The sequence below is a fragment of the Flaviflexus salsibiostraticola genome, assembly GCF_003952265.1.
In the GTDB taxonomy this organism is placed as follows: Bacteria; Actinomycetota; Actinomycetes; order Actinomycetales; family Actinomycetaceae; genus Flaviflexus; species Flaviflexus salsibiostraticola.
On sequence record NZ_CP034438.1, the window covers coordinates 1,212,772 to 1,237,145 of the forward strand.

Below are 24,374 nucleotides of genomic sequence, written 5' to 3' on the forward strand. Positions count from 1 at the left end.
CCTGCCCCTCCCGTGGATCCGCATCTCGTAACGCGAGGCACTCCCTGTCCGTACAATACGGACCATGAGCAGATACCGCGCCCCCTCGATGAGCCGTCTCTGGCGTGGTGTCAAGGCGGGGCTCGCCGTCACCTTCGCCCTGCAGGCGACCGCGGTCGGCATCGTCACGGCCATCGATGAGCGTCGGAAGCGGCGCGAGCCCGCCACAGGCGAGTTCCCGCATTTCGCGCCCAAGCACTCGCATGTCGCGAATACCCAGGTGACGACGTACACGTTCGGGCACGATCTCTACGAGGACATGATCGAGGCGATCGAGTCGGCCGAACACACCGTCTATCTCGAGACGTACATCTGGAAGGCCGATGCCATCGGCCAGCGCTTCCGGGACGCGATCATCGGCGCTGCGGAGCGCGGAGTCTCGACCTACGTCATTGTCGACGTGTTCGGCAATCTCAACCAGGATCCACGGTTCCGGCACTTTCCGGACCTGGAGAACCTGCACGTGCGCCGCTTCCCCTTCCTCCATCCCGGAAGGATCTTTGGCTTCATCCGGCATTCCGGTCTCGACCACCGCAAGCTTCTCATCGTCGACTCGACGATCTCGTTCGTCGGCGGGTATAACATCGGCCAGCTCTATGCCGATCATTGGCGCGACACCCACATCCGTCTCGTCGGGCCCCAGACCTGGGAGCTGGAGAACGCCTTCATCGATATGTGGAATGCGCATCGGAAGCGCGGCGCGAAGCGGCTGACGGATCGGGGGACGTCGGAATGGGATTCGCGGGTGCGTGCGGTTCAGAACCTCCCCTCGCGGCTCTCCTATCCAATCCGCTCCATCTACCTCGGCGCACTGGACCGAGCGGCGTCGCACGCGTGGATCACGATGGGCTACTTCATTCCTGATCGCGATCTCCAGGAGGCCCTCATCGCCGCCGCCGACCGCGGCGTCGACGTCCGCGTCCTCATCCCCGAATACTCGAACCACATCGTCGCCGACTGGGCGGGCCGCCCCTCCTATAAGGCTCTGCTCGATGCCGGGGTGAGGATCTTCCTCTATCAGGGAGCGATGGTCCACTCGAAGACGATGACGGTTGACGGCAAGTGGAGCACGGTCGGCACCGCCAACATCGATGCCCTCTCCATGCGCGGCAACTACGAGGTCAACGCCGAGATCTACTCCGAGTCGCTTGCCGGCAACCTCGAGACCATCTTCGACCTGGACCTGACGAACTCACGCGAGCTGACGTCCGAGATGTGGGAGAACCGCCCGCTCTTCGCCCGCGTGCTCGAGCGGATCCTGCGGCCTCTCGGCGTCATTCTCTGACCCGCCGCTTCGGACCGCCGTCCAGAAGCGGTGTCAGGCGATGGCGTCTGGGCCGCCCTCGAGAAGGGCTGTGAACTGGTCCTCGTCGAGGATCGTCACACCGAGCTCCTCGGCCTTGGCGGCCTTCGAGCCGGCGTTCTCCCCGACGACGACATAGTCGGTCTTTTTTGACACCGAACCCGATGCCCTGCCGCCGCGGGCGATGATCGCCTCCTTGACCGAATCGCGGGTATAGGACTCGAGGCTGCCGGTGGCGACGATCGTCAGGCCCGCAAGGGTCTGAGGCAGCTCGTCGTCGACCTCGTCCTCCCACCGCACACCAGCGGCGCGCCAGCGCTCGACGATATCGCGATGCCAGTCGACCTCGAACCAGCTCGTCAGCGATTCGGCGATGATGCGGCCGACTCCGTCGGTCTCGGCGAGGTCCTCGACCGAGGCGGCGGCGATGGCATCGAGTGAGCCGAACCGGGCCGCCAGTGACCGAGCAGCGGTCGGGCCGACGTGCCGGATCGAGAGCGCGACGATCTTCCGCCACAGCTCCTTCGTCTTCGCGCCCTCGATCTCGCGAAGGAGAAGCTCTGTCGTCTTCGTCGGGACGGACTCCGTCTTGACTGTGCCGTCTTTGGCGTAGGCGGGCTTCGTCCAGGCCGCTCGCGCGTACCGATAGTCCCCCTGGAACTCTCCCTTGACCCTGACCTCGCTCCAGACGAACACGTCCTTCAGGTGCTCCGCCCTCACGTCGAAGAGGCCCGCCTCGTTGCGCAGAACGGGGGCCTGGGGGCCGGGAATGCCGAGGGCGTCGAGCAGGTCGGGGTTGATCTCGCCCGGGACGGGTTCGCCATGGTCGGCCACGGCCGCCCTGCCCGCCTTTGTGTCGAGGCTGACCCTCCTCCCGTCGATGAGGAGCGTGTGGCCGCCAATGAGGGAGGCGATTGCGGCGTCCCGCCGCGCGTCCGGGTTCGTCAGCATGAGCGCGGTCTCCGCGCCGAGAGCCTCGATATCAAGTGCGCCTCGTGAGCCGACGTGGGCAAGCCGCTCCGTCAGCTGTGCGGGACAGGACTTCGAGTTCGGGCACCGCCAGTCGGCCTCCCCCTCGTTGGAGGGGGCAAGAACGGAGCCGCAGCTCGGGCAGTGTCTCGGCATCGTCCACGGCACCTCATCGCCCGTCCGCAGCCGGTAAACGGGCCCGACCACCTCGGGGATGATGTCGCCGGCCTTCCGGAGGACGACCGTGTCGCCGATGAGGACGTCCTTTCGTGCGACCTCGGAGGGATTGTGGAGCGTCGCCTGCGAAACGGTCGACCCGTCGACGAAGACGGGTTCCATGACCGCGTAGGGCGTCGCCCGGCCGGTCCGGCCGATCTGGACTCGAATATCGAGGAGCCTCGTGTGGACCTCCTCGGGCGGGTACTTGTAGGCGATCGCCCACCGGGGCACGCGGGAGGTGTAGCCGAGCTCGCGCTGCATGGCGCGGCTCGCCACCTTGATGACGGCCCCGTCCATCCCGTGGATGAGGGAGTGTCTCTTCTCCCCGAGTCGCTCGATGAAGTCGAGCGCCTCATCGAGTCCCGTCACGAGCTCGGTGTAGGGAGAGATGGGCACACCCCAGCTCTCGAGCCGCTCGTAGATCTCCAGCTGGGACGAGACATCACTGCCGCCGTCGACCGCACCGATGCCGTGGGCGATGAAGGAGAGCGGGCGCGAGGCGGTCGCCGCCGGGTCCTTCTGCCGCAGCGATCCCGCGGCCGCGTTCCGAGGGTTGGCGAACGTCCTCGCCCCGTCCTCCTCGAGCCGCCGGTTGAAGGCGGCGAAGTCCGCGAGCGCGATGAAGACCTCGCCGCGGATCTCGATGAGATCGGGCCAATCGTCGCCCGTGAGCCTGTGGGGAACCGAGGCGATGGTGCGCACATTCGCCGTCACGTCCTCGCCCGTCGTCCCGTCCCCTCGTGTGGCCGCCTGGACGAGCTCACCGGACTCGTAGCGGAGGTTGACGGCGAGACCATCGATCTTCGCCTCGCAGACGACCTCGATCTCGGGGGTGCCCTCCTCACGGGCAACCCGCGCGAACCAGGCCTCGACCTCGTCCGTGTCAAACGCATCCTCAAGCGAGTACATGCGCTCCCGGTGCGTGACCGGGGAGAACACGGCGGGGGCCTCATCACCCGCCTCGGCGACATCGGCGCCAACATTCTTCGTTGGGGAGTCCTGCGTGCTGAGCTGGGGGAATTCCTCCTCCAGCTCACGCAGCTCCCTCATGAGCCGGTCATACTCGGCATCGGAGATCGGCGACTCGCCGCGCTCGTCGAGGTAGTAGGCGGTCTGCGCGGGAAGGAGGATGTCGGCCAGCTCCTGCCAGCGCGCATGGGCATCCGCAAATTCTTTCGTGCTCACGCGCCAATCCTAACGCCGAAGCCCCCGGCTAGCGCGATGTCGCCGCTCGCCCACACCGGGACGCGCGGGCCCACGGATGTGGGGCGATATGCCCGGTGCGGAGCAGCCTCGATGTGCCGCCGTCTCGGACTGCTCACGCGGGGCCCGCTCCACTACAGTGGTGCCATGTGCGGCCGATATGCGACATTCACCAGGCTTGATGAGCAGCCCGGACTGTTCGACCTCGATCTCATCACCGAGCCCGTGCGGCAGCGCCCGCCGAGCTGGAACGTCGCACCGACGACTGATGTGCCCGTCATCGTCGAGCGGTACGACGAGGGGCTCTCGCGTGAAGCGCACCTCGCCCACTGGGGGCTTCTGCCGCCCTGGGCGAAGGACAGGTCGTTCGCGGCCAAGATGATCAACGCCCGCGCCGAGAGCGTCGCCGAGAAGCGCTCGTTCGCACCCTCCCTCAAGAAGCGGCGCTGCCTCGTCCCTGCCGATGGCTATTACGAATGGAAGAAGGTCGGCGGCACGAAGCAGCCGTACTACATCTCCCGGGCCGACGGGCTTCCGCTCGCGTTTGCGGGGCTGTACTCGTGGTCGCGGGACGCCGATGGATGGCTGCTGAGCACGACGATCATCACGAAGGTGGCCGACCAGCTCGCCGACATCCACGACCGTGTACCCGTCGTCCTCAACCGTGAGGACTTCGCGGCCTGGCTCGATCCGCGTTCCGAGAGCGTCGATGCGGCTCTCGACATCCTTCAACACCCGAGTCCGGCTCTGTCCGCCATCCCGGTCGCGAAGGATGTGGGCCGGGTCTCTGTCGACCTGCCCGCGAATATTGAGGAGATACCGGCCGACCAGGTGATCGGCTGAGGGCGCGCAGGCGTCCGATCAGGTGAACTGGCGGCGGCGGACGGCGATGAGGGCGACGCTGACGAGCACGGCATAGACGACGATCGCGCCGATCGCGGCGGGGTGGAGAAAGTCAGTCGAGTAGAAGGCCCCGCCCACGAGGAGAACCTGCAGGGTGATCGCCGGGCCCGTCGCCCAGCGGACCTCCTTCCACACGGCGAAGGCGATGCCGCCGAGGAGCACCGCGACAACGAGCATGAACGCACCGAGGGTGGTCTCACTCCCATCGTCTGTCACGACCCGCTCACCGGTCAGTCCCGAGATCAGCACCGTCACCGCCCATGCCCCGAGGACAAGCGCTTCAAGGGCAACGCCGAGGGCCGCAATTCTCTCCGTGGGCAGCGGTTTCCGTTCCTGCATGGGCCAATAGTACCCAGGGAGCCTGTGACCGACTGCACCGGGCATTGTCGCCATGAAACCCTTTACCGCCCGCGGTCTCCGTGACAAGGTAATGAACTAGATGTTCACCCGGCGTTCGTGCCGGCTAAAGGAGACGATGTTCTATGGATTGGCGCCACCGCGCAGCGTGTCTGACCGAAGATCCCGAGCTGTTCTTCCCTATCGGCAACTCCGGTCCCGCGATTGCCCAGGTTGAGCAGGCCAAGGCCGTCTGCCTTCGCTGCGAAGTCCGCGATACCTGCCTCAAGTGGGCCCTTGAGACCGGGCAGGATGCCGGAGTCTGGGGAGCCATGTCCGAGGAGGAGCGCAGGTCGCTCAAGCGCCGCAACGCCCGCGCGCGTCGCGCGTCCTAGGGTCCGATGACAGGAGGAGAGGCGGCCGGTTCTGAACTGTTCCCCATTTGTTGGACAAGTTAATTAAACACCTAGGTGTACTGACCTCGACCGTTGTTGATTCGGTTGATTGGTGGGATTCCGGCGATGCCGAGGTGGGGTCTGTCTAGGTTGTAGTAATCGAGCCAGGACTGCAAGTGCGCGGTGCGTTGGGTGTTGGAGTCCCAGGGTCTGGCGTACGCCCATTCACCAGCCAGGGTTCGGTTGAACCGCTCGACTTTGCCGTTGGTCCATGGACAGTGGGGCTTGATGAACTTCTGTCTGATGCCATGAGCGTCGATCACGCCACGAAACGCCGCGGACTTGCGGTATGCGAACGCGTTGTCCGTGATCACCCGTTCAACACGCACTCCCAATCGGGCGTAGAACGCGATCGCACGCTGCAAGACTCCGGCAGCGGTGCAGCCTTTCTCATCGTCGTGGATCTCCGCATAGGCGACCCGGGAGTGATCATCGATCACGGCATGAATGTAGTCATATCCCAGGCCGCGCCTGCCACTCGGGCGCGCTCCGCGACCGTGGACTCGCCAGCCGCCACCGTCGGGGATCCGGCCAAGTTTCTTCACATCCATATGGATCAGTGATCCTGGGTAGTCGTGCTCGTAACGCTGAGCCGAGCGGCGCCGGGCCCGGATCACGGTCCCCGTCACCGGGTCCAGCTCGCGCAGCAGCGGGGCCTGATGACGACGCAACACCCGTCCCACGGTCGAGGCGTGCATGCCAAGCTGACCGGCGATGAACACCGGCCCGCGACGCGTGAAATGACGCAGGATCCGCACCCGAGTCTCCACGCACCCGCCCGTGCGTCGAGGGTGGGAACGGGCCACGCTGGAGCGGTCCTGCAGTCCCGCCAGGCCAGCCTCGCGGAAGCGGCGCCACCACCGCCATGCCGTCGTTCGAGAGACACCCATCTCGGCAGCGACGTGCGCAACAGCACGCCCCGATTGAATACGCCGAACCATAATCAGTCTTCCGGCCGGAGCCAGACGGGCATTAGCGTGGGACATAAGAGACCTCCGTGAGTACGAGTAGGGGAACTAGACAGCTCCAACTCGACTACGGAGGTCTCCCTCAAGTCAACAACGCTCCGGGTCAGTACACCTAGGTGTAGTTCCCAGTGAGGTTGTGAACACGGTCTGAGGGAGTCTGTCCTCCGATTCCGGTGTGGGGTCGGTGATGATTGTAGTGGTGGAGCCAGGTGCTGTACGTTGCGGCCCTGGCTCCGTCGCTTTCGTACATCTGGGCGTAGGCCCACTCGGTGGCGAGGGTGCGGTTGAAACGTTCAACTTTCCCGTTGGTCTGGGGCCGATACGGACGAGTTCGACGATGTTTCACATCAGGTCCGAGCGCGGCTGCGAACGTTCGAGAGCGGTAACAAGACCCGTTATCGGTCATCACCGCCGCAACGGTCACTCCGGCCTGGGCGAAGAACATGCGCGCTCGGTGCCAGAACGCGGCGGCTGTTTCTTTCTTCTCGTCGGCAAGGATCTCGGAGTAGGCCAGACGCGAGTAGTCATCGACCGCGTGATGCAGAAACGCGTACCCGACGCCATGGCGACGGTTACGCTTGCCGTTGGCGCGTCCGAGCATGCGATGTCCACCACCGTCAGGGATACGGCCGAGCTTCTTGATGTCGACATGCACAAGCTCGCCCGGACGCTGTTTCTCGTAGCGCACAGGGCGAGGCTTACGGACGGGCAGCCCGGTTGCTTGATCCAGATGTGCCAGCAGAGGCATCCGGTACCGGGCAAGGACGCGTTCGACCGTGGACCGCGGGATGCCCAGGTGGTAGCTGATCCGGTGCGGTCCCCACCGGCGGGTGAACCGCAGGCTGATGATGCGGTGCTCGCGCCGCTCCGCAAGCCTCATGGGTGAGTGATGCGGGCGCGAGGAACGATCCACGAGAGGTTCACCCGCGCGGTATCGGGACGCCCATTTCGATGCGGTGGCAGGTGAGACCTGGAATCGCTCCGCTGCGCGTCGGATCGACCATCCCTGATCGACGATCAGAGAAGCCAGGCGCTGCCTGCCCACAGGGGTCAATGGTGCGTTAGCGTGGGACATGAAGACCTCCGGTTACTGGATGCGAGTGTGGTAACCCACATCCTGCCGGAGGTCTTCATCTAACTCGAGCGTTCACAACCTCCCGAGGAACTACACCTAGGCTGCGAGGGCGTGGGTCCGGTATTCGATCGGGCTCATGCCCTTGAGCGTTAGGGATAGTCGCTGGGTGTTGTACCAGGCGATATAGGTGTGCAGGGCTGATTCGAGAGCGGCGATGTCGTCGTGGGTGTCGTGGTGGAACATCTCTTCCTTGACGTGTCCGAAGAAGTTCTCCATCACCGCGTTGTCCAGGCAGTTGCCCTTGCGTGACATCGATTGCCGTGCCCCTGCGTTGGCCAAGGCAGCACGCCAGGCTCCATGCTGGTACTGGAATCCCTGGACGCCCTTCTAAGTGTCAAGCAGCAATCTGCGTCTGATTGATTACCTGGGTTCTGGTTTTGAGCGCGTAGAACATTTCCCGTGCGAGGTATCGTTTCACGCACCTGAGGGCTTCCATTTTGGAGTGCCCTTCGGAGAGTTTCTTCGCCACATAGTCCTGGGTTCTCGGGTCGGTTCTGAGTCTGCCGATCGCGATGATGTGCAGGGCAGAGTTGGCTTGCCGGTCACCACCCCTGTTGAGCCGGTGACGGTGTGTTTTGCCTGATGATGCCGGGATCGGGCTCGCCCCACACAATGCTGCGAACGCGGCTTCTGAAGTCAGCCGGTCGGGGTTGTCTCCCGCAGTGATCAGCAGCTGAGCTGCAGACTCATAGCCGACCGCTGGTTTTTTGATGAGGTCTGGGGCGAGATGATCAACAATGTTTTTGATCATGACATCAAGATCAGCGATCTCATCAGTGAGTTCCAGGTACCTACGTGCAAGGGATTTCAAAGCGATCTTGTACGCGCCAGTGACATCGCGATACTTCGTGAGATCTGGTCGCCATGCGGCTAGGGTGCGGATGAGTTTCATGCGAGTCAGGGTGCGCAGCTGGTCACGGAGTTCGTCTGGTGCTGACACGATGTTCATGCGGATCATCTGTAACGCGACTCGTCTGGCAGCGACCGCAGTTTTACGGGACACTTTCAACACCCGTAGGGATTCAACCAGCCCGTCACGGGTTTTCGGGGTCACGGCACGCACCCGGGCATAGGCTGCGTGAGCAGCATTCTCTGCATCGAGGGTGTCGTCTTTGCCTTTGCGCCTTCGGAGGGCTTGGTCGGGGCCGGTGACTTCGAGTACTTCGATATCTTGTGCGTGGAGGTAGCGCAACAGGCCCGCCCCATAGGTGCCGGTGCATTCCACCCCGATCCTGGCGATCTGTCCGAAGGAGCGTAACCAGTGCACGAGCAGCTTGTACCCATGCCTGGTCGTAGGAAAGAATTCGGTTGCGAGTACCCGGTCGTGCTGATCAACTACCGCAGCAACATGCAGGTCTTTGTGGGTGTCTACGCCACCAACGACAGTGATGAAAGGTTGTGAGGTCATGAGGTTTCTCCAATCGATGTGCATTGTTTGTGGTGCTTTCGTATCGACCGGTAACCTGGACAAGACAGTAAAGAGAAAAGGTGTTCAGGCCCTTCTTGAGTCACATGATCACGGCGAGGCGAAAGCCTCGCCGTGAGTGTTCTCGAATGGTCGACAGGTCCGGGGAAAGACACGCTGGTCGATCAGAGTGTGAGTCAGAACCTTTCGGGAACACTCACGGCACCTGACCGACTGTTCAGGGGTCGATCGCTGTGTGGGTCAAACCATTCGAGAAGATCAGGCACTTCTATTCTTACTGTCTGAATGGACAAGCACAGTCGCTCCTGGAGGCAGGGCGCTGAGCGCGGCTTTAAGCGGGGTCAGGGTGAACTCCACTGTCGGGCTGGGACCGATCGAGTAGGACAGCACCGAGCGGTCGAAGAGATCCATGATCGGTGACAGATACAGCTTGTCGGCTCCGATGCGGAACTCGGTGACATCGGTGACCCATTTCTGGTTCGGCTCGGTGGCGGTGAAGTCCCGATTGAGGACATTGTCCGCGATGGTGCCGACCTGTCCGCGATAGCTGACATACCGTTTCCGTGATCGGGTCTTGCACTTCAACCCGAGCTCGCGCATCAGTTTCCATACCGTCTTCTGCGATATCTGCATGCCGCGGCGGTGAAGTTCCAGACTGTCGGCGGCAGTTGAATTTGGTGCATTTCCGGCGATCGAAAACTGAGCGGTTTTAGTTTACAGTTCCTTGTTCTTGTCGGTGTCTGATCCGGTAGGAGGTTCCTTTCGTGGTCAGGACTTGGGCGTGGTGGACGAGCCGGTCGATGATGGCTGTCGCAATCGTCTCGTCGTGGAAGATCGTGGACCAGGACCCGAAAGCGAGGTTTGAGGTGATCAGGATGGATGATTGCTCGTATCGGTCCGAGATGAGCTGGAAGAACAGGTTCGCGGCTTCTGGCTCGATGGGGAGGTAGCCGAGCTCGTCGATGATGATGAGCTTGTAGCGGCGAATACGCCGCAGCTCTTTCGTCAGGTCTCCCTTGTTGTGAGCGGCAGTGAGCGACTGGATCCAGCCGGCTGCGGTGTCGAACAGGACCGGGATTCCGGCCCTGGTCGCGGCAATGCCGAGCCCGATCGATATGTGAGTCTTCCCGGTGCCTGGTGGGCCGAGAAGGATCATGTTCTCCGCGTTGTGGATCCAGGTCGAGCGTGATGCTGCTTGAACGTCTGAGCGCAGGTGGGGCTGGTGATCGAAGGTGAAGTCCTCAATCGTCTTCATGGACGGGAAGTGTGCTCGTTTCCGTCGTATCTCGGCCCCAGATGCTTCCCGGGCGGTGACCTCGGCTTCCAAAACCGCGGCTAAGTACTCCTCGAACGTCCAGCCCTGTGCCCGCCCAGTGTCAGCCAGGCGAGCGAAAGAAGCTTGAATACGTGGTGCTTTCAACGCACTCGTGTAGTACGTGACGTCTTTGATCGCCTCCATTTAGGCCACCTCGATGTCAAAGATCTGGTCATATACTGCCAGGTCCCCGCCCTGGACCGTCACTCCGTAGCCGGGCAGGCCCTGGCGCTGCTGAAAGGTCGCACGCAGCTTCCGAGCGGTCTCCACGTGGTCAGGGTCGGTCACCTGACCGCCGCTGCCCCAAAGACGCTCATGAGTCGTGATGACCTTCCCGCCCGTACTGACTTGGACCGTCGACAGGTCCATGGTGACGTCGATGCGGTGCCCGATCCACCTGGGGTCAACACTGTAGGCGTTCGCGCCGATCTCGATGTAGTAGTCACGTCCCAACCGCGTCTGCACAGTCCACCTCGCTGCGGGATCAACCGGCGGCAACGCACCCATATGCTCGAGCTCGACGGTCAGGCCCTGGCCCCGAGTTTGGTCTTTCCCTCGTGGTTTCTTCCCTCGGATCACCTCGAGCCAGCCGGCGAGTTGAGCATTGAAATCCTTGGGACTGGCGAACGTCCGCCCGGGCAGGAACGAGGTTTCCAGGTAGGAGTTGAACCGTTCGACCACGCCCTTGGTCTCCGGGTCATAGGGTTTGGCTTGGACGAGCTTCACTCCGAGGGTTCCACAGAACTCCGCGACTTCCTGCCCGAGCTTGCCGTATCGTCCGATTCCGGCCTCGTTGTCCCACAATAGGCGTCGAGGAACCCTGCCAAAGGTGCTGATCCCGTCCCACATGCCCAACAGCAGGTCCGGGCGTTGCCGGCTCGGGATCATCAAGGCAACGGGATACTTTGACCAGGCCAGGATCATCGTCAGCACAGGGAAGCGTGCCGTCTTGCCGTTCCCGATCGGGATATCAACATTGGGGAACCACAGGTCACACTGAGCCACATCCCCGATCTCCCACTCCAACCGGTCCGCAGGATCGAGACGTCGTGGCGCATACTCAGGACGGATCCGTGCCACATTCTGCCGCAAGGCCCTCTCCGAGTAAGGCCAGCCCACCCGCTCGCCGATCACCGAGGCCGGCATCGTCGGACACTCCTCCAGCAGCCACCGTATCCGGGCCTCATACTCCCCAAACTTCGTCGGTGTCCTCGTGCGGACATAACGCGGCGGCTGATCAGACTTCACCGCCCGATCCACCGTATTGCGTGAGATACCCAGCTCAGCAGCAATACGAGCCTTCGGTACACCCTCGCGGGCAAGCACCCGGATCTTTTCCCAATCGTGCATTGAAATCACACTCCACATCGTTAATCGAAGTGCTCACTTTTCAAATGCCGAAACTGCTCACTTTTCAACTGCCGCCGACACAGACGAATGCGTCGGTGCCCGTACCTGCCCTGCCTGCTGGAGAAGATCTCCGTGATCAAGGCTTTGACTGCAGCGTGGCGGTCGGGACGGTTCAATGCGCGCAGATGGTAGTAGAACGTGGACCTGGGCAGGCGTGCGATCTCCAGCAGCACCGCCAGATTGTAGTCCGACTTGAGGGTGGCGACAGCGAGGGTTCTCACCTGTGCCCCTGATCCCTCAAGTCCCGCAATTTTTTCAGGTACGCGTTCTCCGCCCGCAACCGCTCGTTCTCCCGCTGGACCTGCTCGAGCTCACTGAGCTGGCGCGGCGGAGCATCATCGTCTTTACGTGGACGGCCTTTGGGCTTGGGTCGAAGGCCGGCCTCACCCTCATCTCGATAGCGACGCACCCATGCATCGATGAGCTTAGGAGAGGACAGCTGGAACTCCTGAGCCAGGGCTGGTTTCGACTCCCCGGCCAGGACACGCTCTACGACGACCTTCTTCTTCTCATACGAGTGCTGAGTCCTGGTTGGCTTGTTCATGAGGCACAATCTGCCATGGATCCGCCACCGGTCATAGAGCCGCGCCACGCGACCTTCAGGCACGCACAGCCGAGTCGCAACAAACCATGCGCCGTAGCCCCGTTCGAACAAGCCAACAGCCTCTTCACGCTGCTGTGGCGATAACAAAGACCTCAAATACATGAAATACTCCCCGGAAATCGGAACTGACTTCTACAGTCCAACTTCCGGGGAGCACTTCATTCGGCCGCCTCTCCTCTTTTCTCTGGGCAGCGCGCCCAGCGCTGACCGCTCAGTCCCGGCGTCGGATCTGGGCGTGGACACGGACGACGGTGCCGCCGTCCTCGCCCGGGTTCCAGGAGATGCTGCCGAGCAGGTCGGACTTGACCATGGTCTCAACGATCTGGGTGCCGAGCCCGCTGCCCCGCTCGCCCTCCTTGATCCCGACCCCGTCATCGACGATGACGACGTCGAGCTGGTCGTCGTCCCGCTCCGCCCGCACGGTGATGGTGCCATCCCGGCCCTTGAGCCCGTGCTCGACCGCGTTCGTGACGATCTCATTGAGGACCACCGCGAGCGAGGTCGCCGCCTCGGCGTGGACCTTGCCGAACGATCCCTCGAAGCGTGTCGTCACCTTCTGACCGGTCGCGGCCACGCCCGCGGCGAGGCGCATGAGTCGCGCGAACGTCTCGTCGAAGTCGACGCTGTCGGCGCCCGTCCGTGCGAGAGCCTCGTGGACCATTGAGATTGTGTAGATGCGGCGCTGGGCGTCGTCGAGGCTCTGCTTCGCGCCCGCGTCGGTCGCCCTGCGCGCCTGGAGGCGCAGGAGGGCCGACACGGTCTGGAGATTGTTCTTCACGCGATGGTTGATCTCGCGGATCATCGCGTCCTTCGTCATGAGCTCGCGCTCGGAGCGACGCAGCTCGGTCACATCACGGCAGAGCAGCATCGCCCCGGTCCGTACGCCCCTGTCCTTGAGCTCGATCGCCCGCAGCGAGACGACAACGCCGCGCGCCTCGACCTCGGTCACCCAGTTGCCCTTGCCCATGACGACGAGGGGCAGCATCTCATCGACGCTGTTCGAGTGCTCGGCAATCTCGGTGATCCGCTCCGCCAGCACCGTGCCGGGCAGGAGCCGGCGAATCCCGAGCCGGTGGAACGCGGAGATCGCATTCGGCGAGGCATAGAGCATCCTGCCGTTCTCATCGAGGTGGATGAGGCCATCGGACACGCGGGGGGTCCCGTGCCTGAAGCTCGTCGGGGCGTGCTCCGCCGGGTATTCTCCCCGGGAGATCATGCCGAGGAGGGCCTCGGTGATCGCCGTATAGTTCGTCTGGACCTGGTCCGGGACGCGGTCGCCGCGTCCCCACGTGACGACGGAGAGGACGGCGATGACCCGGCCGGGCTCGGGGGTGATCGGCACGAGGTCGTAGCGGATCCCGGTGACGACGATGGACATGCGTTCGCCCGTTTCGAAGCACTCCGCCACCTTCGCCTCGGTCGAGGCCGGCACCTTTGACCCGACAACGTCCTCCACCTCGACGGTCGCGGCCGTCGCGGGGCGGGTGTGCGCGGCGATGATGTAGCGATTGTCCCTCGTGCGGACGATGAGGAAGAGGTCGGAGAAGGAGATGTCGGCCAGGGGATGCCAATCACCGGCGAGGTGATGGAGATGCTCAGCTTCATCGCTGTTGAGCGTCCCAGCCTGATTTATCATGTTGGAAAGTGTTGGCACAGGGTCAGCCTATCTGAGGAGTAGACATGCACGTAGAACGAACTGCCACCTATGACGCGGACCTGCCCACCGTGCTCGACGTGCTCGTGTCGAGCGAGCTGGCGAATGCCCGCACCAACGCCGGGCGTCTCGATGCCCCCGTCCATTCGGTCACCGATGCCGATACAGCGCCGGAGGCTGTCACGACCGTGACCGTTCCCGCCGACCGCATCCCCGAGAAGGCCCGCCGCTTCGTCAGCAGGGCCACCACCGTGACGATCCGCCAGAAGTGGGACGGGAAGGGCCCGGACCGCGCGAGCGCCGACTTCACGGTCGACGTCGGCTCGCTCCCCGTCAAGATCGACCTCACGCAGACGCTGACCGCGGAGGGAGACACGACAACGGCATCCTTCTCCGGCGAGATCCGCGTGACGATCCCTCTCATCGGCCCGAAGCTCGAGAAGCTCGCCGTCAGCCAGGTCGACGCGGTTCTCAAGCGCGACCAGAGGCTCGTCAACGAGATCCTGGCGGCGCGATGAAGGCCGTGCGCACCGGGGTTCGGGAATGGATCGCGACGAATGACCGAGGCGCGGTCGTCAAGATCGGCGATGCGGAGGCGCCCGAGGTCTTCTCCCCCGGGGAGCTGCTCCAGCTCGCCGCCGCGACCTGTGCCGGCCTTTCAATCGACCATCGCCTCACCTACGCCCTCGGCGAGGATATTCACGTGACCCTCGAGGTTGAGCCGGAGCGGGTCGCAGGCGAGAACCGCTACAGCGCGATCGACACGGTCTTCTCCCTCGACCTCTCGTCCCTGTCCGGTGAAGAGCTCGAGCGGCTGCTCGAGAAGGTCCACGAGGCGATCGAGCGCTCGTGTACGGTCAAGCGCACGCTCGATGCCACAGCGGAATCTCGGCACCGCCTCGTCGACAGGCCGCTCGGCCAGCGCAGCGCCGAGTAGCGCCCGATATTCCCGACGAGACCCCGCCACGGCGGGGTCTCGTCGCGCTGTGGGATGCGGAGCGAGCGCGCCCTCCCAGTGGAAACGGAACCAGAAAGACCACGGCCAGTCGACGTGACACCACCTCGTTCATCTTGAGCGAAGCACACTCAAGTTTAGTTGACAGTCCTCGACGGCAGTCAGATAATGGAGCGGTAGCCGTAACCCATTGAAAGGAAAGTGGTACAGATGGCAAAGACATACGATCCGTTCCGCGATTTCGAGCGCATGTTCTCCTCGGCACTGCCGCGACCGAATGTTCCCGGCATGCCGATGGACCTCACAAGGACCGGCGATGAGTACGTCGCCGAGCTGGATCTGCCCGGCGTCGATCCCGAGTCGATCGACATCGATATCGACGACCGCACGCTGACGATCCGTGCGGAGCGTCGCGCCCGCGAGGGCGACATCGAGTGGCTGTCGAAGGAGCGCCCGACAGGGACGTTCGCCCGTCAGCTCACGCTCGGCTACGGGGTGGCAGTCGATAGGATCAAGGCCGACTACTCCGGCGGCGTCCTCACGCTGACCTTCCCGGTGGCGGAGGAGGCGAAGCCTCGGAAGATCGCCGTCAACGCCGGCGACGATACGAAGACAATCGACGCCTGATCCCAGAGATGGAGCGGCCCCGCGGGGCCGCTCTTCTGCGTCCACAATCGCGCAGAGACGAGCCGTACCCTCAAGAGAGATCCCCGATGTCCCTCACGCCGTCGGAGGCTAGACTGGGGGACGTGAATACGGCCTACGAAGATCTCCTCCGTCATGTCCTCGACAACGGCACCCGCAAGTCAGACCGAACAGGCACCGGAACCCGGTCCGTGTTCGGCCACCAGATGAGGTTCGACCTCGCCGAGGGCTTCCCCCGCATCACCACCAAATTCGTGGCGATGAAGGCGGTCAAGGGTGAGCTGCTCTGGTTCCTCCGCGGCGACACGAACATCGGGTGGCTGACGGAGCGGGGCATCACGATCTGGGATGAGTGGGCAGATGATAAGGGTGAACTCGGCCCCGTCTACGGGTACCAGTGGCGGTCCTGGCCCGCACCCGACGGCAGGCATATCGACCAGATCCAGACGGTCATCGACCAGATCCGTCAGACTCCCGATTCGCGCCGCATGATCGTGTCCGCCTGGAACGTCGCGGATCTCGACGAGATGGCGCTCCAACCGTGCCACGCCCTCTTCCAGTTCTATGTCGCGGATGGGAAACTCTCGTGTCAGCTCTACCAGCGGAGCGCCGACCTGTTCCTCGGAGTGCCCTTCAACATCGCCTCCTACGCGCTGCTCACGCACATGGTTGCCCAGCAGACCGGGCTCGAGGTCGGCGAGTTCATCTGGACCGGCGGGGACTGCCACATCTACGACAACCACGTCGCGCAGGTCGAGGAGCAGCTCTCCCGCGAGCCCTACCCCTTCCCCACGCTCCGCCTCACGAAGGCCCCGTCGATTTTCGAGTACGACATGGACGACATCTTCACGGACGGATACCAGCACCATCCCGCGATCAAGGCGCCGGTGGCGGTATGAGTCTCGCGGCGATCTGGGCCCAGGGCCACGGCCGGGCCATCGGCCGCGACGGGGCAATGGCGTGGCACGTCCCCGAGGACTTGGAGCACTTCAAGCGACTCACGGTCGGTCACCCGGTCATCATGGGCCGCGCCACCTACGACTCACTCGGCGAGCAGTACCGCCCCCTCAAGGGCCGCCGGAACATCGTCGTCACCCGGTCCGGCAGGTCCTTCCCCGGCTGCGAGGCCGCCGCCTCCCTTGAGGAGGCCTGTACCCTCGCCGGCGAGGGGCTGGTGTGGATCATGGGCGGGGCTCAGATCTACGAAGCGGCCATGCCCATGCTCGATGGCGTCGTCGTCACCGACATCGACATCGTCGTCCCGGGTGCGGATGCGTTTGCGCCCCCACTGCCCGACTGGACCTCGGACTGGGAGCTCATCGGAGCTGATCCCGACCGAGGGTGGCACACATCGTCGACCGGCCTGCGCTATCGCTTCACCGCTCTCAGGCGGCGAGGCACCGACCCCTGGGGCGGAGATCCCCTGGCCCGATGAGGGGCGTCTCAGGGATGAATCAGGGGAACTCCTGATTCATCCGGCGTGCCCGCATTGGTTTACTTGAGACGTTCGCTTCACCAACAGGAGACCCCATGTCAGCTTTCACGCGCACGCTCGCCCCGGTCGACGACCCCGTCGTCGTCGTCCGCGACCTGAAGAAGACCTTCGGACTGGGCACGACCCTCGTCCACGCCCTTCGCGGCATCGACCTCAAGCTCGGCCGGGGTGAACTGACTGCGATCATGGGACCGTCCGGTTCGGGCAAGTCCACCCTCATGCACTGCATCGCCGGCCTCGAGGGCGCCACCTCGGGCCAGGTCCTCATCGACGGCAAGGAGGTGACGGCGATGAAGGAGTCGGAGCTGACGCGGCTGCGGCGCGATCACATCGGCTTCATCTTCCAGTCGTTCAACCTCGTCCCCACGCTCAACGCCCGCGAGAACATCACGCTGCCCGCCACCATCGCCGGCCGCACGATCGATCAGGACCACTTCGACAGGGTTGTTGAGACCGTCGGCCTGGGCGACCGCCTCGAGCACCGTCCAACCGAGCTATCGGGCGGCCAGCAGCAGCGCGTGGCATGCGCGCGGGCCATGGTTGGCTCGCCCGACGTCGTCTTCGCCGATGAGCCGACCGGCAACCTCGACTCGACGGCAGCCGAGCAGATCCTTCAGTTCCTCCGCACCTCAGTCGATGAGCTCGGGCAATCGGTCGTCATGGTCACGCACGAGCCCGACTCGGCGGCGTGGGCTGATCGCGTCGTCATCCTCCGCGATGGCCAGATCCTCGGCGAGCTCCGAAACCCGACCCGCGACACCATCCTCGACGCCCTGAGGGACGGCAAGTAGCATGTGGCACGTCACTCTGCGCGGCATACGCGCCCATCTCGGCCGCTTCCTGCTGACCGCCCTATCGGTCATGCTCGGCATCGCCTTCCTGTCCGGAACCCTCGCACTCCGGGACGTCCTCGGACAGACGTTCTCCAACCTCTCGGCCGGCATCGCCACGACCGACCTGTCGGTGCGCGGCACGCCGCTCGAATCCCAGAACGCGTTCGAGGGCTCGAATTCGCCCATCAGCGACACCCTGACGGTGGACGTCGAGGCGGTCGATGGTGTCGCCGACGCCTTCCCCATCTACTCCGGAAGCGCCGTCCTCATCGGTAGCACAGGCCAGCCGGCGAACGTCGGCCAGGCGCCCCCGCTCGGCTTCTCCTGGACTGAGGAGACCGACAGCCAGTTCCTCAGCGCGGGGCGCGCTCCCGAGACCGCCGATGAGGTTGTCCTCGAGTCCGGAACCGCGGAGGCCGCACAGCTGTCCGTGGGAGATCCGGCGATCCTCCTCATCGATGGCGCCCCGCGCGACGTCGAGGTCGTCGGTATCGTCAGCTTCGGCTCGAGCGTCGCGGGCGCCTCCATCACTCTTCTCGAGAACGACTTCGCGCGAGAATCCTTCAGCCCGAACGGCATGGTGTTCGAGATCGGCGTCCTCATCGACGCCGGAGCAGACCCCGAGACCGTCGCCGCCGCCCTCGAGGCGGACCTCGGCGAGGTCGACGTTCTCACGGCCGAGGAGGTCCAGGCCGAGACCGAGGAGGCCGTCTCCTCTATCCTCAACCTCATCAATACGTTCCTCCTCGTCTTCGTCGCCATCGCCCTCGGCATCGGCATCTTCATCATCACGAACACGTTCCGGATCTCCGTGCGCCAACGGCAGAAGGAGTTCGCGCTCCTCCGCGCCATCGGTGCCTCACCGAAGCAGGTGTTCGGCGTCGTCTTCGTCCAGGCCATCATCATCGGTCTGTTGGGTTCGGCTCTCGGCGTTCTCCTCGGCCAGGGCCTCATCCTCGGAGTCAGGGCCGCGCTCGAGGCGTGGGGCTTCCCGCTCGACGCGGAGCTCATCATGTCGGGCAGAATCGTCCTCACCTCGATCATCATCGGCGTCATCGTCACTGTGATCTCCGCGCTCCTGCCGGCGCGGACTGCGGCGCTCACGCCGCCGATTGAGGCGATGAGGGAGACCTCGGGCGCGACGGAGAAGCCCCTCCGGATCCGCACGCTCATCGGCGTCGTCACGCTCGCCATCGGCATTGTCGCCTTCGTCGCGGGCTCCCAACGGATGCTGGAAGCAGCGGGATGGGCGCTCGGGATCGGCGCGTTCCTCATCATCGCCAGCCTCATCGTCCTCTCCCCCGCTCTCGTCACGTCCACCGTCTCGGTGCTGGGGTGGCCGGCCCGGCGCTTCTCGCCGGTGCTGGGCAAGATCGCCTCCGAGTCGACTGCGGCGAGCCCGAGGAAGACGGCATCGACCGCCTCGGCCCTCATGATCGGAGTCGCGCTGGTCGCGACCGGCGCGACACTTGCCGCATCGGTCAAGGCCTCTCTCAACGACGTCATCGAAACCTCTGTCTCCGCGGACCTGCTGGTGACAACGAACATCCCGATCAGCGATCCGAGCGCCGGCGTCGCCGCCATGGAGGCGGTCGACGGGGTCGAGAGCATCGACTCGTCGATCCGCTACGGCGCGGCGATCTCCGGTGGGGACTCCCCGCGCGCGCAGATCACGACCGCCATGTCCCCCTCCGCCATCTCCGCCCTCGGTCTCGAGACCGTCGAGGGCAGTGCGGACTCCCTCGAAGACGGCCGAGTCGCCGCTCTTCATGATTCCTTCGCCGAATCAGAGGGACTCGGTGTCGGCGACGAGATCACGCTCCTCGGTGTCGACGGGCCGGTCACCCTTGAGGTGGGCGCCGTCCTCTCGTCCGAGATCGTCATGTCCCCGATCTACGTCTCGCAGGAGACGTTCTCACAGCTGCGGATCGACACGTCCTATCTCGCCGTCATGATCATCGACGTCGCCGAGGGCTACGAGATCACCACGGTCAAGGATGATGTCGTCGCCGCCGTCGAGGACATGTACGTCTTCCAGGTGCTCGACGAGGACGGTCTTAAGGGGCTCGTCGGTCAGACCGTCGACAGTGTTCTCACGACGCTCTATGCGCTGCTCGGCCTGTCGATCGTCATCGCCGCCCTCGGCATCGTCAACACCCTCTCCCTGTCGGTCTCCGATCGGACGCGAGAGATCGGGCTGCTGCGCGCCATCGGCCTGTCGAAGCGCGGGGTGCGCGGCTCGATCCTCATCGAATCGATCATCATCTCCGTGCTCGGTGCCGTCATCGGCCTCGTCGTCGGCGTCCCGCTCGCGATCGGCCTCAACGAGTACGTGGCTGACGACGCGACGTCGATCATCCAGATCCCGTGGCTCTCGCTCGGCGTCATGCTCGTCCTCGCGGTCCTCGTCGGCGCGCTCGCCTCGATCCTGCCGGCCCGCAGGGCCGCGCGCCTCAACGTGCTCGAGGCGATCGCCACGGAGTAGGGCGCTCCGCCTGCGGAGGTATAGGGCTGGGCAGCTTCTGCCCAGCCCTATACTTCTGTCGTGATCTCTTCGTTCTTCGAACCCGCCCGCATCGCATTGCGCGATCATCTCTTCAGCAGGCCACGCACACATGCCGAGCTCCTCTACCGGTACGAGCATTCCCTGCGCGTTGCCCACATCGGCCGCATCGTCGCCGAGGCTGAGGGGTTGGATGCGGATCGGCTCGAGCTCGCCTGCCTCCTGCACGACATCGGCAAGTTCGATGCGACGATCGCGGTCGATCATGGTCGTGCCGGCGCCCGCCTCGCCCGCCCCATCCTCGAGGGCCTCGGCCTCGAGGAAGACGCCATCCAGGAGATCTGCCAGGGGATCGCCATGCACGTCGACGGCCGGTGGAACTACGCTCCAGACTCCCCCGACCATCCGGGCCATGACCTGTTCGCCGAGGGTCCGAGCGTGCTCAGCAGATCCGTCGGCGACTGCGACAACGTCGATCGTTATTCGCTCCTGCGGATCCACGGAACGATGAGCTGGGTCGGGTTCTCCGAGAAGCCGGCCCCGGCGGCGATCAACTGGATCGACGGCTACCTCGAGGTCCTCGACCACGAGCGGCGCTATCGCTGCGCCACAGACACAGCCCAGCGACTGTGGACAGAAGCGCTCGACAACCACGAATGGTACTTCCGCGGACTGGTGGAGATGATGAGGCCGGCGGATATCGACAACATCGACGTCTGACGCTCAGACGCCTGCCCTTCGGCTGCTGCTCGCGAGCCGAGTGGGCGGCGCGACGGCGGAAGGTCATAGCGAAGGCCGTCAAGCAAAGGCCGTCAAGCAGAGCCAAGCATCGCGGACCCAAAGGCGAAGGGCTGATCGATATCGATCAGCCCTTCGAGGTCAGTAGACGGTGGGGATGCCATGGTCGCGGAAGCGCTGGCGCACTGCTTCCGTCTCGTCGTTGGAGGGCGGCTCGACATCGTCCAGCTGGTACGTCATGCCGATCGTCTCCCACTTGTCCCGACCCATCTGATGGAAGGGAAGCACCTCGAGGCGCTCGACGTTCGGCCATTGCGCGACGATCCGTGCCACCGCGTCGATGTTCTCGGGCGCATCCGTATGACCCGGGACGAGGACGAAGCGGACCCACACGCGTCGTTCGAGGCGTGCGAGCCGGTCACCGAAGTCAATGGTCGGCTGGAGGTCGCGGCCCGTCAGCGCCCGGTATGTCTCGGGGATTCCCGACTTGACGTCGAGGAGCACGAGATCGAGGTTCGCGAGATCCGCATCGCTCATCGCAGATCCGAGGTATCCGGAGGTGTCGATCGCGGTGTGGATGCCGTGCCGCTTCGACTCGGCGAGGACGTTCTTGACGAAGGCGGGCTGCATGAGGGGCTCGCCCCCTGAGATCGTCAGCCCTCCCCCGCTTGCCGTGAAGACGCCGCGGTAGCGGAGGATTCGCTCCATGACCGCGTCGAGCGTGACCGGCTCGCCGTCCTTCATCTTCATCGTGTCGGGGTTATGGCAGTACAGGCACCGAAGCGGGCATCCCGCCATGAACAGCGTCATGCGGGAGCCGGGGCCGTCGACTGCCGTCACCAGCTCCCAGGAGTGGATGGAGCCGAGCCGACCCTCTCGCACCATGGCGAGATGCTCCTCACGAGACATCTCCGGGGCGGGCGTCAGCCCGGCGACACCCGAGCCCGCCACCCGGGGCACCTCGAACTCGAGGGCCTCGGGGGCGGCTGCTCCGGTGATGCCGTCGGTCATACGCGGTCGTGGAAGGTGCGGGAGATGACGTCGAGCTGCTGCTCGCGCGTCAGCCGCACGAAGTTGACTGCGTACCCGGACACGCGAATCGTCAGCTGCGGGTACTTCTGCGGGTTCTCCATCGCGTCGTAGAGCGTGTCGCGATTGAGAACGTTAATGTTGACATGGAAGCCCTGAGAGACCATGTAGGAGTCGAGGAGTCCGACAAGGTTCTTCACCTGCTCCGGCAGGTCCCGGCCGAGGCCGGAGGGGACGACCGTGTTCGTCAGGGAGATGCCGTCCTGAGCCTCCGAGTACGGGAGCTTCGCGACCGACAGGGCGGAGGCGAGCATCCCGTGCGTGTCGCGGCCGTTCATCGGGTTCGCACCCGGAGCGAACGGCTCACCCTTGCGGCGACCATCGGGGGTGTTGCCCGTGTGCTTGCCGTAGACGACGTTCGACGTGATCGTCAGGACCGACTGGGTGTGGAGCGAGTCGCGGTACGTGGGGAGCTTCCGGATCTTCTCCATGAAGCTGCGGACGAGCATGACCGCGATGTCGTCGACACGGTCATCGTCGTTGCCGAATGTCGGGTAGTCACCCTCGACCTCGTAATCGACGACAAGGCCGTTCTCGTCCCTCACCGGGCGCACGGTTGCGTACTTGATCGCAGACAGGGAGTCGGCGGCCACCGAGAGTCCGGCGATGCCGCAGGCCATGGTGCGGAGCACCTCGGCGTCGTGCAGGGCCATCTCCAGGCGCTCGTACGCGTACTTGTCATGCATGTAGTGAATGCAGTTGAGCGCGTCGACGTAGGTCTGGGCGAGCCAGTCCATCATGACGTCGAGCTTCGCCGCGACGTCGTCGTATTCGAGGACATCGCCCTCGACCGCGGGCATCTCCGGCGCGATCTGCTCGCCCGAATTCTCGTCGCGACCGCCGTTGATCGCGTAGAGCAGGGTCTTGGCGAGGTTGACACGGGCTCCGAAGAACTGCATCTGCTTGCCGATCGCCATGGCCGAGACGCAGCAGGCGATGCCGGCGTCGTCGCCCCAGCAGTCCTTGATGAGATCGTCGGATTCGTACTGAATCGCCGAGGTCTCGATCGAGGTGCGTGCGCAGAACTCCTTGAATCCCTCGGGCAGCCTGTCCGACCAGAGCACAGTGAGATTCGGTTCGGGTGCCGGACCGAGGTTGTGCAGTGTCTGGAGGAAGCGGAAGGAGTTCTTCGTGACGAGCGCGCGGCCGTCGCTGCCGACGCCGCCGATCGACTCGGTCACCCACGTCGGGTCGCCCGAGAAGAGCTCATCGTATTCCGGGGTGCGGAGGAAGCGGACGATGCGGAGCTTGATGACGAAGTCATCGATGATCTCCTGGGCCTCGTCCTCGGTGAGGAGGCCAGCCTCGAGGTCGCGCTGGAAGTACACGTCGAGGAAGGTGGAGACGCGGCCGAGCGACATGGCCGCACCGTTCTGCTCCTTGACCGCGGCGAGGTAGGCGAAGTACAGCCACTGGACGGCCTCCTTCGCGGTCGTCGCGGGCTGGGAGATGTCGAAACCGTAGGAGTCCGCCATGGCCTTCAGCTCGCCGAGCGCACGGATCTGCTCCGACAGCTCCTCGCGGTCCCTGATGACATCTTCGATCGAGCGGACGTCATCGAGGGCGGCCTTCTCGGCCTTCTTCGCCTCAATGAGGTAGTCGACACCGTACAGCGGGACGCGACGGTAGTCGCCGATGATGCGGCCGCGCCCGTAGGCGTCCGGCAGGCCGGTGACGATATGCGAGGAGCGCGCCTTGCGGACCGCGGGCGGGTACACGTCGAAGACGCCCTGGTTATGCGTCTTGCGGTGGGTGGTGAAGACCTCCTTGAGCACCGGATCGACCTCGTAGCCGTAGGTGCGCAGCGAGTTCTCGACCATGCGCCAGCCGCCGTACGGCATGATGGCGCGCTTGAGCGGTGCATCCGTCTGCAGTCCGACGATGATCTCCTCATCCTCGGAGATGTAGCCAGGGGCGTGAGAGGTGATCGTCGAGGGGGTGGTGGCATCGACGTCGTAGACGCCGCGCTCGCGCTCCTCGGGGAACATGCCCGAAAGGATCTCCCAGATCCTCAGGGTGCGCTCGGTCGGACCCGCCAGGAAGCTGTCGTCGCCGAGGTAGGGCGTGTAGTTCTTCTGGATAAAGTCTCGGACATCGACATGCTCGATCCAGGATCCGGTTTCGAATCCGGCCCATGCCTTCGTCCCGCTGATGACGCTCATTGACATTTCCTTCCC

General features: G+C 64.3%; 25 protein-coding genes. 11 read left to right on the forward strand and 14 right to left on the reverse strand.

The annotated features are described in order from the left end of the window. The first annotated feature begins 64 nt into the window (after window positions 1–64). On the forward strand, window positions 65–1,324 hold the full coding sequence (locus tag EJO69_RS05615; protein ID WP_126040063.1) for a phospholipase D-like domain-containing protein: 1,260 nt from the start codon (window positions 65–67) through the stop codon (window positions 1,322–1,324). A gap of 33 nt (window positions 1,325–1,357) precedes the next feature. On the opposite strand, the gene ligA is transcribed toward EJO69_RS05615, so the two are convergent. Then, window positions 1,358–3,715 (reverse strand): NAD-dependent DNA ligase LigA, encoded by a 2,358-nt coding sequence (gene ligA / locus EJO69_RS05620; protein WP_126040065.1) that lies wholly within the window; start codon window positions 3,713–3,715, stop codon window positions 1,358–1,360. 165 nt (window positions 3,716–3,880) lie between these two features. Here ligA and EJO69_RS05625 point away from each other — a divergent pair, with 165 nt between their 5' ends. Further along, window positions 3,881–4,576, forward strand: a complete 696-nt coding sequence (locus EJO69_RS05625) for an SOS response-associated peptidase (protein ID WP_126040067.1) — start codon at window positions 3,881–3,883, stop codon at window positions 4,574–4,576. Window positions 4,577–4,594: 18 nt separating this feature from the next. On the opposite strand, the gene EJO69_RS05630 is transcribed toward EJO69_RS05625, so the two are convergent. Next, the gene (locus EJO69_RS05630) at window positions 4,595–4,975 is read right to left on the reverse strand and encodes a hypothetical protein (protein ID WP_126040069.1); all 381 of its coding nucleotides are present in this window, start codon (window positions 4,973–4,975) and stop codon (window positions 4,595–4,597) included. 143 nt (window positions 4,976–5,118) lie between these two features. Here EJO69_RS05630 and EJO69_RS05635 point away from each other — a divergent pair, with 143 nt between their 5' ends. Further along, window positions 5,119–5,367: a WhiB family transcriptional regulator gene (locus EJO69_RS05635; protein ID WP_126040071.1), complete on the forward strand. Its 249-nt coding sequence runs from the start codon at window positions 5,119–5,121 to the stop codon at window positions 5,365–5,367. A gap of 71 nt (window positions 5,368–5,438) precedes the next feature. Here EJO69_RS05635 and EJO69_RS05640 read toward each other — a convergent pair whose 3' ends face one another. From EJO69_RS05640 to EJO69_RS05685, 10 genes are all read right to left on the reverse strand, one after another. Then, a complete protein-coding gene (locus EJO69_RS05640; protein WP_126040073.1) occupies window positions 5,439–6,413 on the reverse strand; it encodes an IS481 family transposase in 975 nt (324 codons plus the stop codon). Window positions 6,414–6,507: 94 nt separating this feature from the next. After that, the gene (locus EJO69_RS05645) at window positions 6,508–7,470 is read right to left on the reverse strand and encodes an IS481 family transposase (protein ID WP_126037923.1); all 963 of its coding nucleotides are present in this window, start codon (window positions 7,468–7,470) and stop codon (window positions 6,508–6,510) included. A 96-nt stretch (window positions 7,471–7,566) separates the two neighbouring features. Next, window positions 7,567–7,809 carry an IS3 family transposase gene (locus tag EJO69_RS05650; protein WP_126040075.1) on the reverse strand — a complete coding sequence of 81 codons (243 nt, stop codon included), beginning with the start codon at window positions 7,807–7,809 and terminating at the stop codon, window positions 7,567–7,569. Between the two features lie 55 nt (window positions 7,810–7,864). Continuing rightward, window positions 7,865–8,938 carry an IS110 family RNA-guided transposase gene (locus EJO69_RS05655; protein ID WP_126042269.1) on the reverse strand — a complete coding sequence of 358 codons (1,074 nt, stop codon included), beginning with the start codon at window positions 8,936–8,938 and terminating at the stop codon, window positions 7,865–7,867. Between the two features lie 276 nt (window positions 8,939–9,214). Beyond that, on the reverse strand, window positions 9,215–9,649 hold the full coding sequence (locus EJO69_RS05660) for a DDE-type integrase/transposase/recombinase (RefSeq protein WP_342769235.1): 435 nt from the start codon (window positions 9,647–9,649) through the stop codon (window positions 9,215–9,217). Between the two features lie 16 nt (window positions 9,650–9,665). Further along, a complete protein-coding gene (gene istB / locus EJO69_RS05665; RefSeq protein ID WP_126038216.1) occupies window positions 9,666–10,415 on the reverse strand; it encodes an IS21-like element helper ATPase IstB in 750 nt (249 codons plus the stop codon). Further along, on the reverse strand, window positions 10,416–11,621 hold the full coding sequence (gene istA, locus EJO69_RS05670; protein WP_126038218.1) for an IS21 family transposase: 1,206 nt from the start codon (window positions 11,619–11,621) through the stop codon (window positions 10,416–10,418). A 20-nt stretch (window positions 11,622–11,641) separates the two neighbouring features. Continuing rightward, window positions 11,642–11,902: a hypothetical protein gene (locus EJO69_RS05675; RefSeq protein WP_126040079.1), complete on the reverse strand. Its 261-nt coding sequence runs from the start codon at window positions 11,900–11,902 to the stop codon at window positions 11,642–11,644. Further along, window positions 11,899–12,225: a helix-turn-helix domain containing protein gene (locus tag EJO69_RS05680; RefSeq protein ID WP_164519830.1), complete on the reverse strand. Its 327-nt coding sequence runs from the start codon at window positions 12,223–12,225 to the stop codon at window positions 11,899–11,901. Before EJO69_RS05680 ends, EJO69_RS05675 begins: the two co-directional genes overlap by 4 nt. A gap of 271 nt (window positions 12,226–12,496) precedes the next feature. Continuing rightward, entirely contained in the window at window positions 12,497–13,921 is a 1,425-nt protein-coding gene (locus tag EJO69_RS05685; protein WP_211331517.1) for a sensor histidine kinase, read from the reverse strand. Between the two features lie 44 nt (window positions 13,922–13,965). Between EJO69_RS05685 and EJO69_RS05690 the strand changes: the two genes are divergently transcribed. From EJO69_RS05690 to EJO69_RS05725, 8 genes are all read left to right on the forward strand, one after another. Then, window positions 13,966–14,457, forward strand: a complete 492-nt coding sequence (locus EJO69_RS05690; protein WP_126040082.1) for a DUF2505 domain-containing protein — start codon at window positions 13,966–13,968, stop codon at window positions 14,455–14,457. After that, window positions 14,454–14,876, forward strand: coding sequence for an OsmC family protein (locus EJO69_RS05695; protein ID WP_126040084.1), 423 nt, complete (start codon window positions 14,454–14,456; stop codon window positions 14,874–14,876). Before EJO69_RS05690 ends, EJO69_RS05695 begins: the two co-directional genes overlap by 4 nt. Before the next feature lie 228 nt (window positions 14,877–15,104). Further along, a complete protein-coding gene (locus tag EJO69_RS05700) occupies window positions 15,105–15,521 on the forward strand; it encodes an Hsp20/alpha crystallin family protein (RefSeq protein ID WP_126040086.1) in 417 nt (138 codons plus the stop codon). A gap of 86 nt (window positions 15,522–15,607) precedes the next feature. Next, window positions 15,608–16,438 (forward strand): thymidylate synthase, encoded by an 831-nt coding sequence (locus EJO69_RS05705; protein WP_126040088.1) that lies wholly within the window; start codon window positions 15,608–15,610, stop codon window positions 16,436–16,438. Beyond that, a complete protein-coding gene (locus EJO69_RS05710) occupies window positions 16,435–16,974 on the forward strand; it encodes a dihydrofolate reductase (RefSeq protein ID WP_126040090.1) in 540 nt (179 codons plus the stop codon). The genes EJO69_RS05705 and EJO69_RS05710 overlap by 4 nt, the downstream gene beginning before the upstream one ends. A 95-nt stretch (window positions 16,975–17,069) precedes the next feature. Next, window positions 17,070–17,825, forward strand: coding sequence for an ABC transporter ATP-binding protein (locus EJO69_RS05715; protein ID WP_126040092.1), 756 nt, complete (start codon window positions 17,070–17,072; stop codon window positions 17,823–17,825). Between the two features lies 1 nt (window position 17,826). Further along, entirely contained in the window at window positions 17,827–20,352 is a 2,526-nt protein-coding gene (locus tag EJO69_RS05720; protein WP_126040094.1) for an ABC transporter permease, read from the forward strand. A 60-nt stretch (window positions 20,353–20,412) separates the two neighbouring features. Beyond that, window positions 20,413–21,090, forward strand: a complete 678-nt coding sequence (locus EJO69_RS05725; protein ID WP_126040096.1) for an HD domain-containing protein — start codon at window positions 20,413–20,415, stop codon at window positions 21,088–21,090. Window positions 21,091–21,249: 159 nt separating this feature from the next. Here EJO69_RS05725 and pflA read toward each other — a convergent pair whose 3' ends face one another. Together pflA and pflB are read right to left on the reverse strand one after the other, a co-directional pair. Next, complete coding sequence (gene pflA, locus EJO69_RS05730) at window positions 21,250–22,119, reverse strand: pyruvate formate-lyase-activating protein (protein ID WP_126040097.1); 870 nt, start codon at window positions 22,117–22,119, stop codon at window positions 21,250–21,252. Next, window positions 22,116–24,365, reverse strand: coding sequence for a formate C-acetyltransferase (gene pflB / locus EJO69_RS05735; protein WP_126040099.1), 2,250 nt, complete (start codon window positions 24,363–24,365; stop codon window positions 22,116–22,118). Before pflB ends, pflA begins: the two co-directional genes overlap by 4 nt. Window positions 24,366–24,374: the final 9 nt, after the last annotated feature.

Coding starts and splice junctions, on each gene's coding strand:
- EJO69_RS05615 (WP_126040063.1), top strand. CDS start 65: ATGAGCAGATACCGCGCCCCCTCGATGAGCCGTCTCTGGCGTGGTGTC.
- EJO69_RS05625 (WP_126040067.1), top strand. CDS start 3,881: ATGTGCGGCCGATATGCGACATTCACCAGGCTTGATGAGCAGCCCGGA.
- EJO69_RS05630 (WP_126040069.1), bottom strand. CDS start 4,975: ATGCAGGAACGGAAACCGCTGCCCACGGAGAGAATTGCGGCCCTCGGC.
- EJO69_RS05635 (WP_126040071.1), top strand. CDS start 5,119: ATGGATTGGCGCCACCGCGCAGCGTGTCTGACCGAAGATCCCGAGCTG.
- EJO69_RS05640 (WP_126040073.1), bottom strand. CDS start 6,413: ATGTCCCACGCTAATGCCCGTCTGGCTCCGGCCGGAAGACTGATTATG.
- EJO69_RS05645 (WP_126037923.1), bottom strand. CDS start 7,470: ATGTCCCACGCTAACGCACCATTGACCCCTGTGGGCAGGCAGCGCCTG.
- EJO69_RS05655 (WP_126042269.1), bottom strand. CDS start 8,938: ATGACCTCACAACCTTTCATCACTGTCGTTGGTGGCGTAGACACCCAC.
- istB (WP_126038216.1), bottom strand. CDS start 10,415: ATGGAGGCGATCAAAGACGTCACGTACTACACGAGTGCGTTGAAAGCA.
- istA (WP_126038218.1), bottom strand. CDS start 11,621: ATGCACGATTGGGAAAAGATCCGGGTGCTTGCCCGCGAGGGTGTACCG.
- EJO69_RS05680 (WP_164519830.1), bottom strand. CDS start 12,225: ATGAACAAGCCAACCAGGACTCAGCACTCGTATGAGAAGAAGAAGGTC.
- EJO69_RS05685 (WP_211331517.1), bottom strand. CDS start 13,921: ATGATAAATCAGGCTGGGACGCTCAACAGCGATGAAGCTGAGCATCTC.
- EJO69_RS05690 (WP_126040082.1), top strand. CDS start 13,966: ATGCACGTAGAACGAACTGCCACCTATGACGCGGACCTGCCCACCGTG.
- EJO69_RS05695 (WP_126040084.1), top strand. CDS start 14,454: ATGAAGGCCGTGCGCACCGGGGTTCGGGAATGGATCGCGACGAATGAC.
- EJO69_RS05700 (WP_126040086.1), top strand. CDS start 15,105: ATGGCAAAGACATACGATCCGTTCCGCGATTTCGAGCGCATGTTCTCC.
- EJO69_RS05705 (WP_126040088.1), top strand. CDS start 15,608: ATGTCCCTCACGCCGTCGGAGGCTAGACTGGGGGACGTGAATACGGCC.
- EJO69_RS05710 (WP_126040090.1), top strand. CDS start 16,435: ATGAGTCTCGCGGCGATCTGGGCCCAGGGCCACGGCCGGGCCATCGGC.
- EJO69_RS05715 (WP_126040092.1), top strand. CDS start 17,070: ATGTCAGCTTTCACGCGCACGCTCGCCCCGGTCGACGACCCCGTCGTC.
- EJO69_RS05720 (WP_126040094.1), top strand. CDS start 17,827: ATGTGGCACGTCACTCTGCGCGGCATACGCGCCCATCTCGGCCGCTTC.
- pflA (WP_126040097.1), bottom strand. CDS start 22,119: ATGACCGACGGCATCACCGGAGCAGCCGCCCCCGAGGCCCTCGAGTTC.
- pflB (WP_126040099.1), bottom strand. CDS start 24,365: ATGTCAATGAGCGTCATCAGCGGGACGAAGGCATGGGCCGGATTCGAA.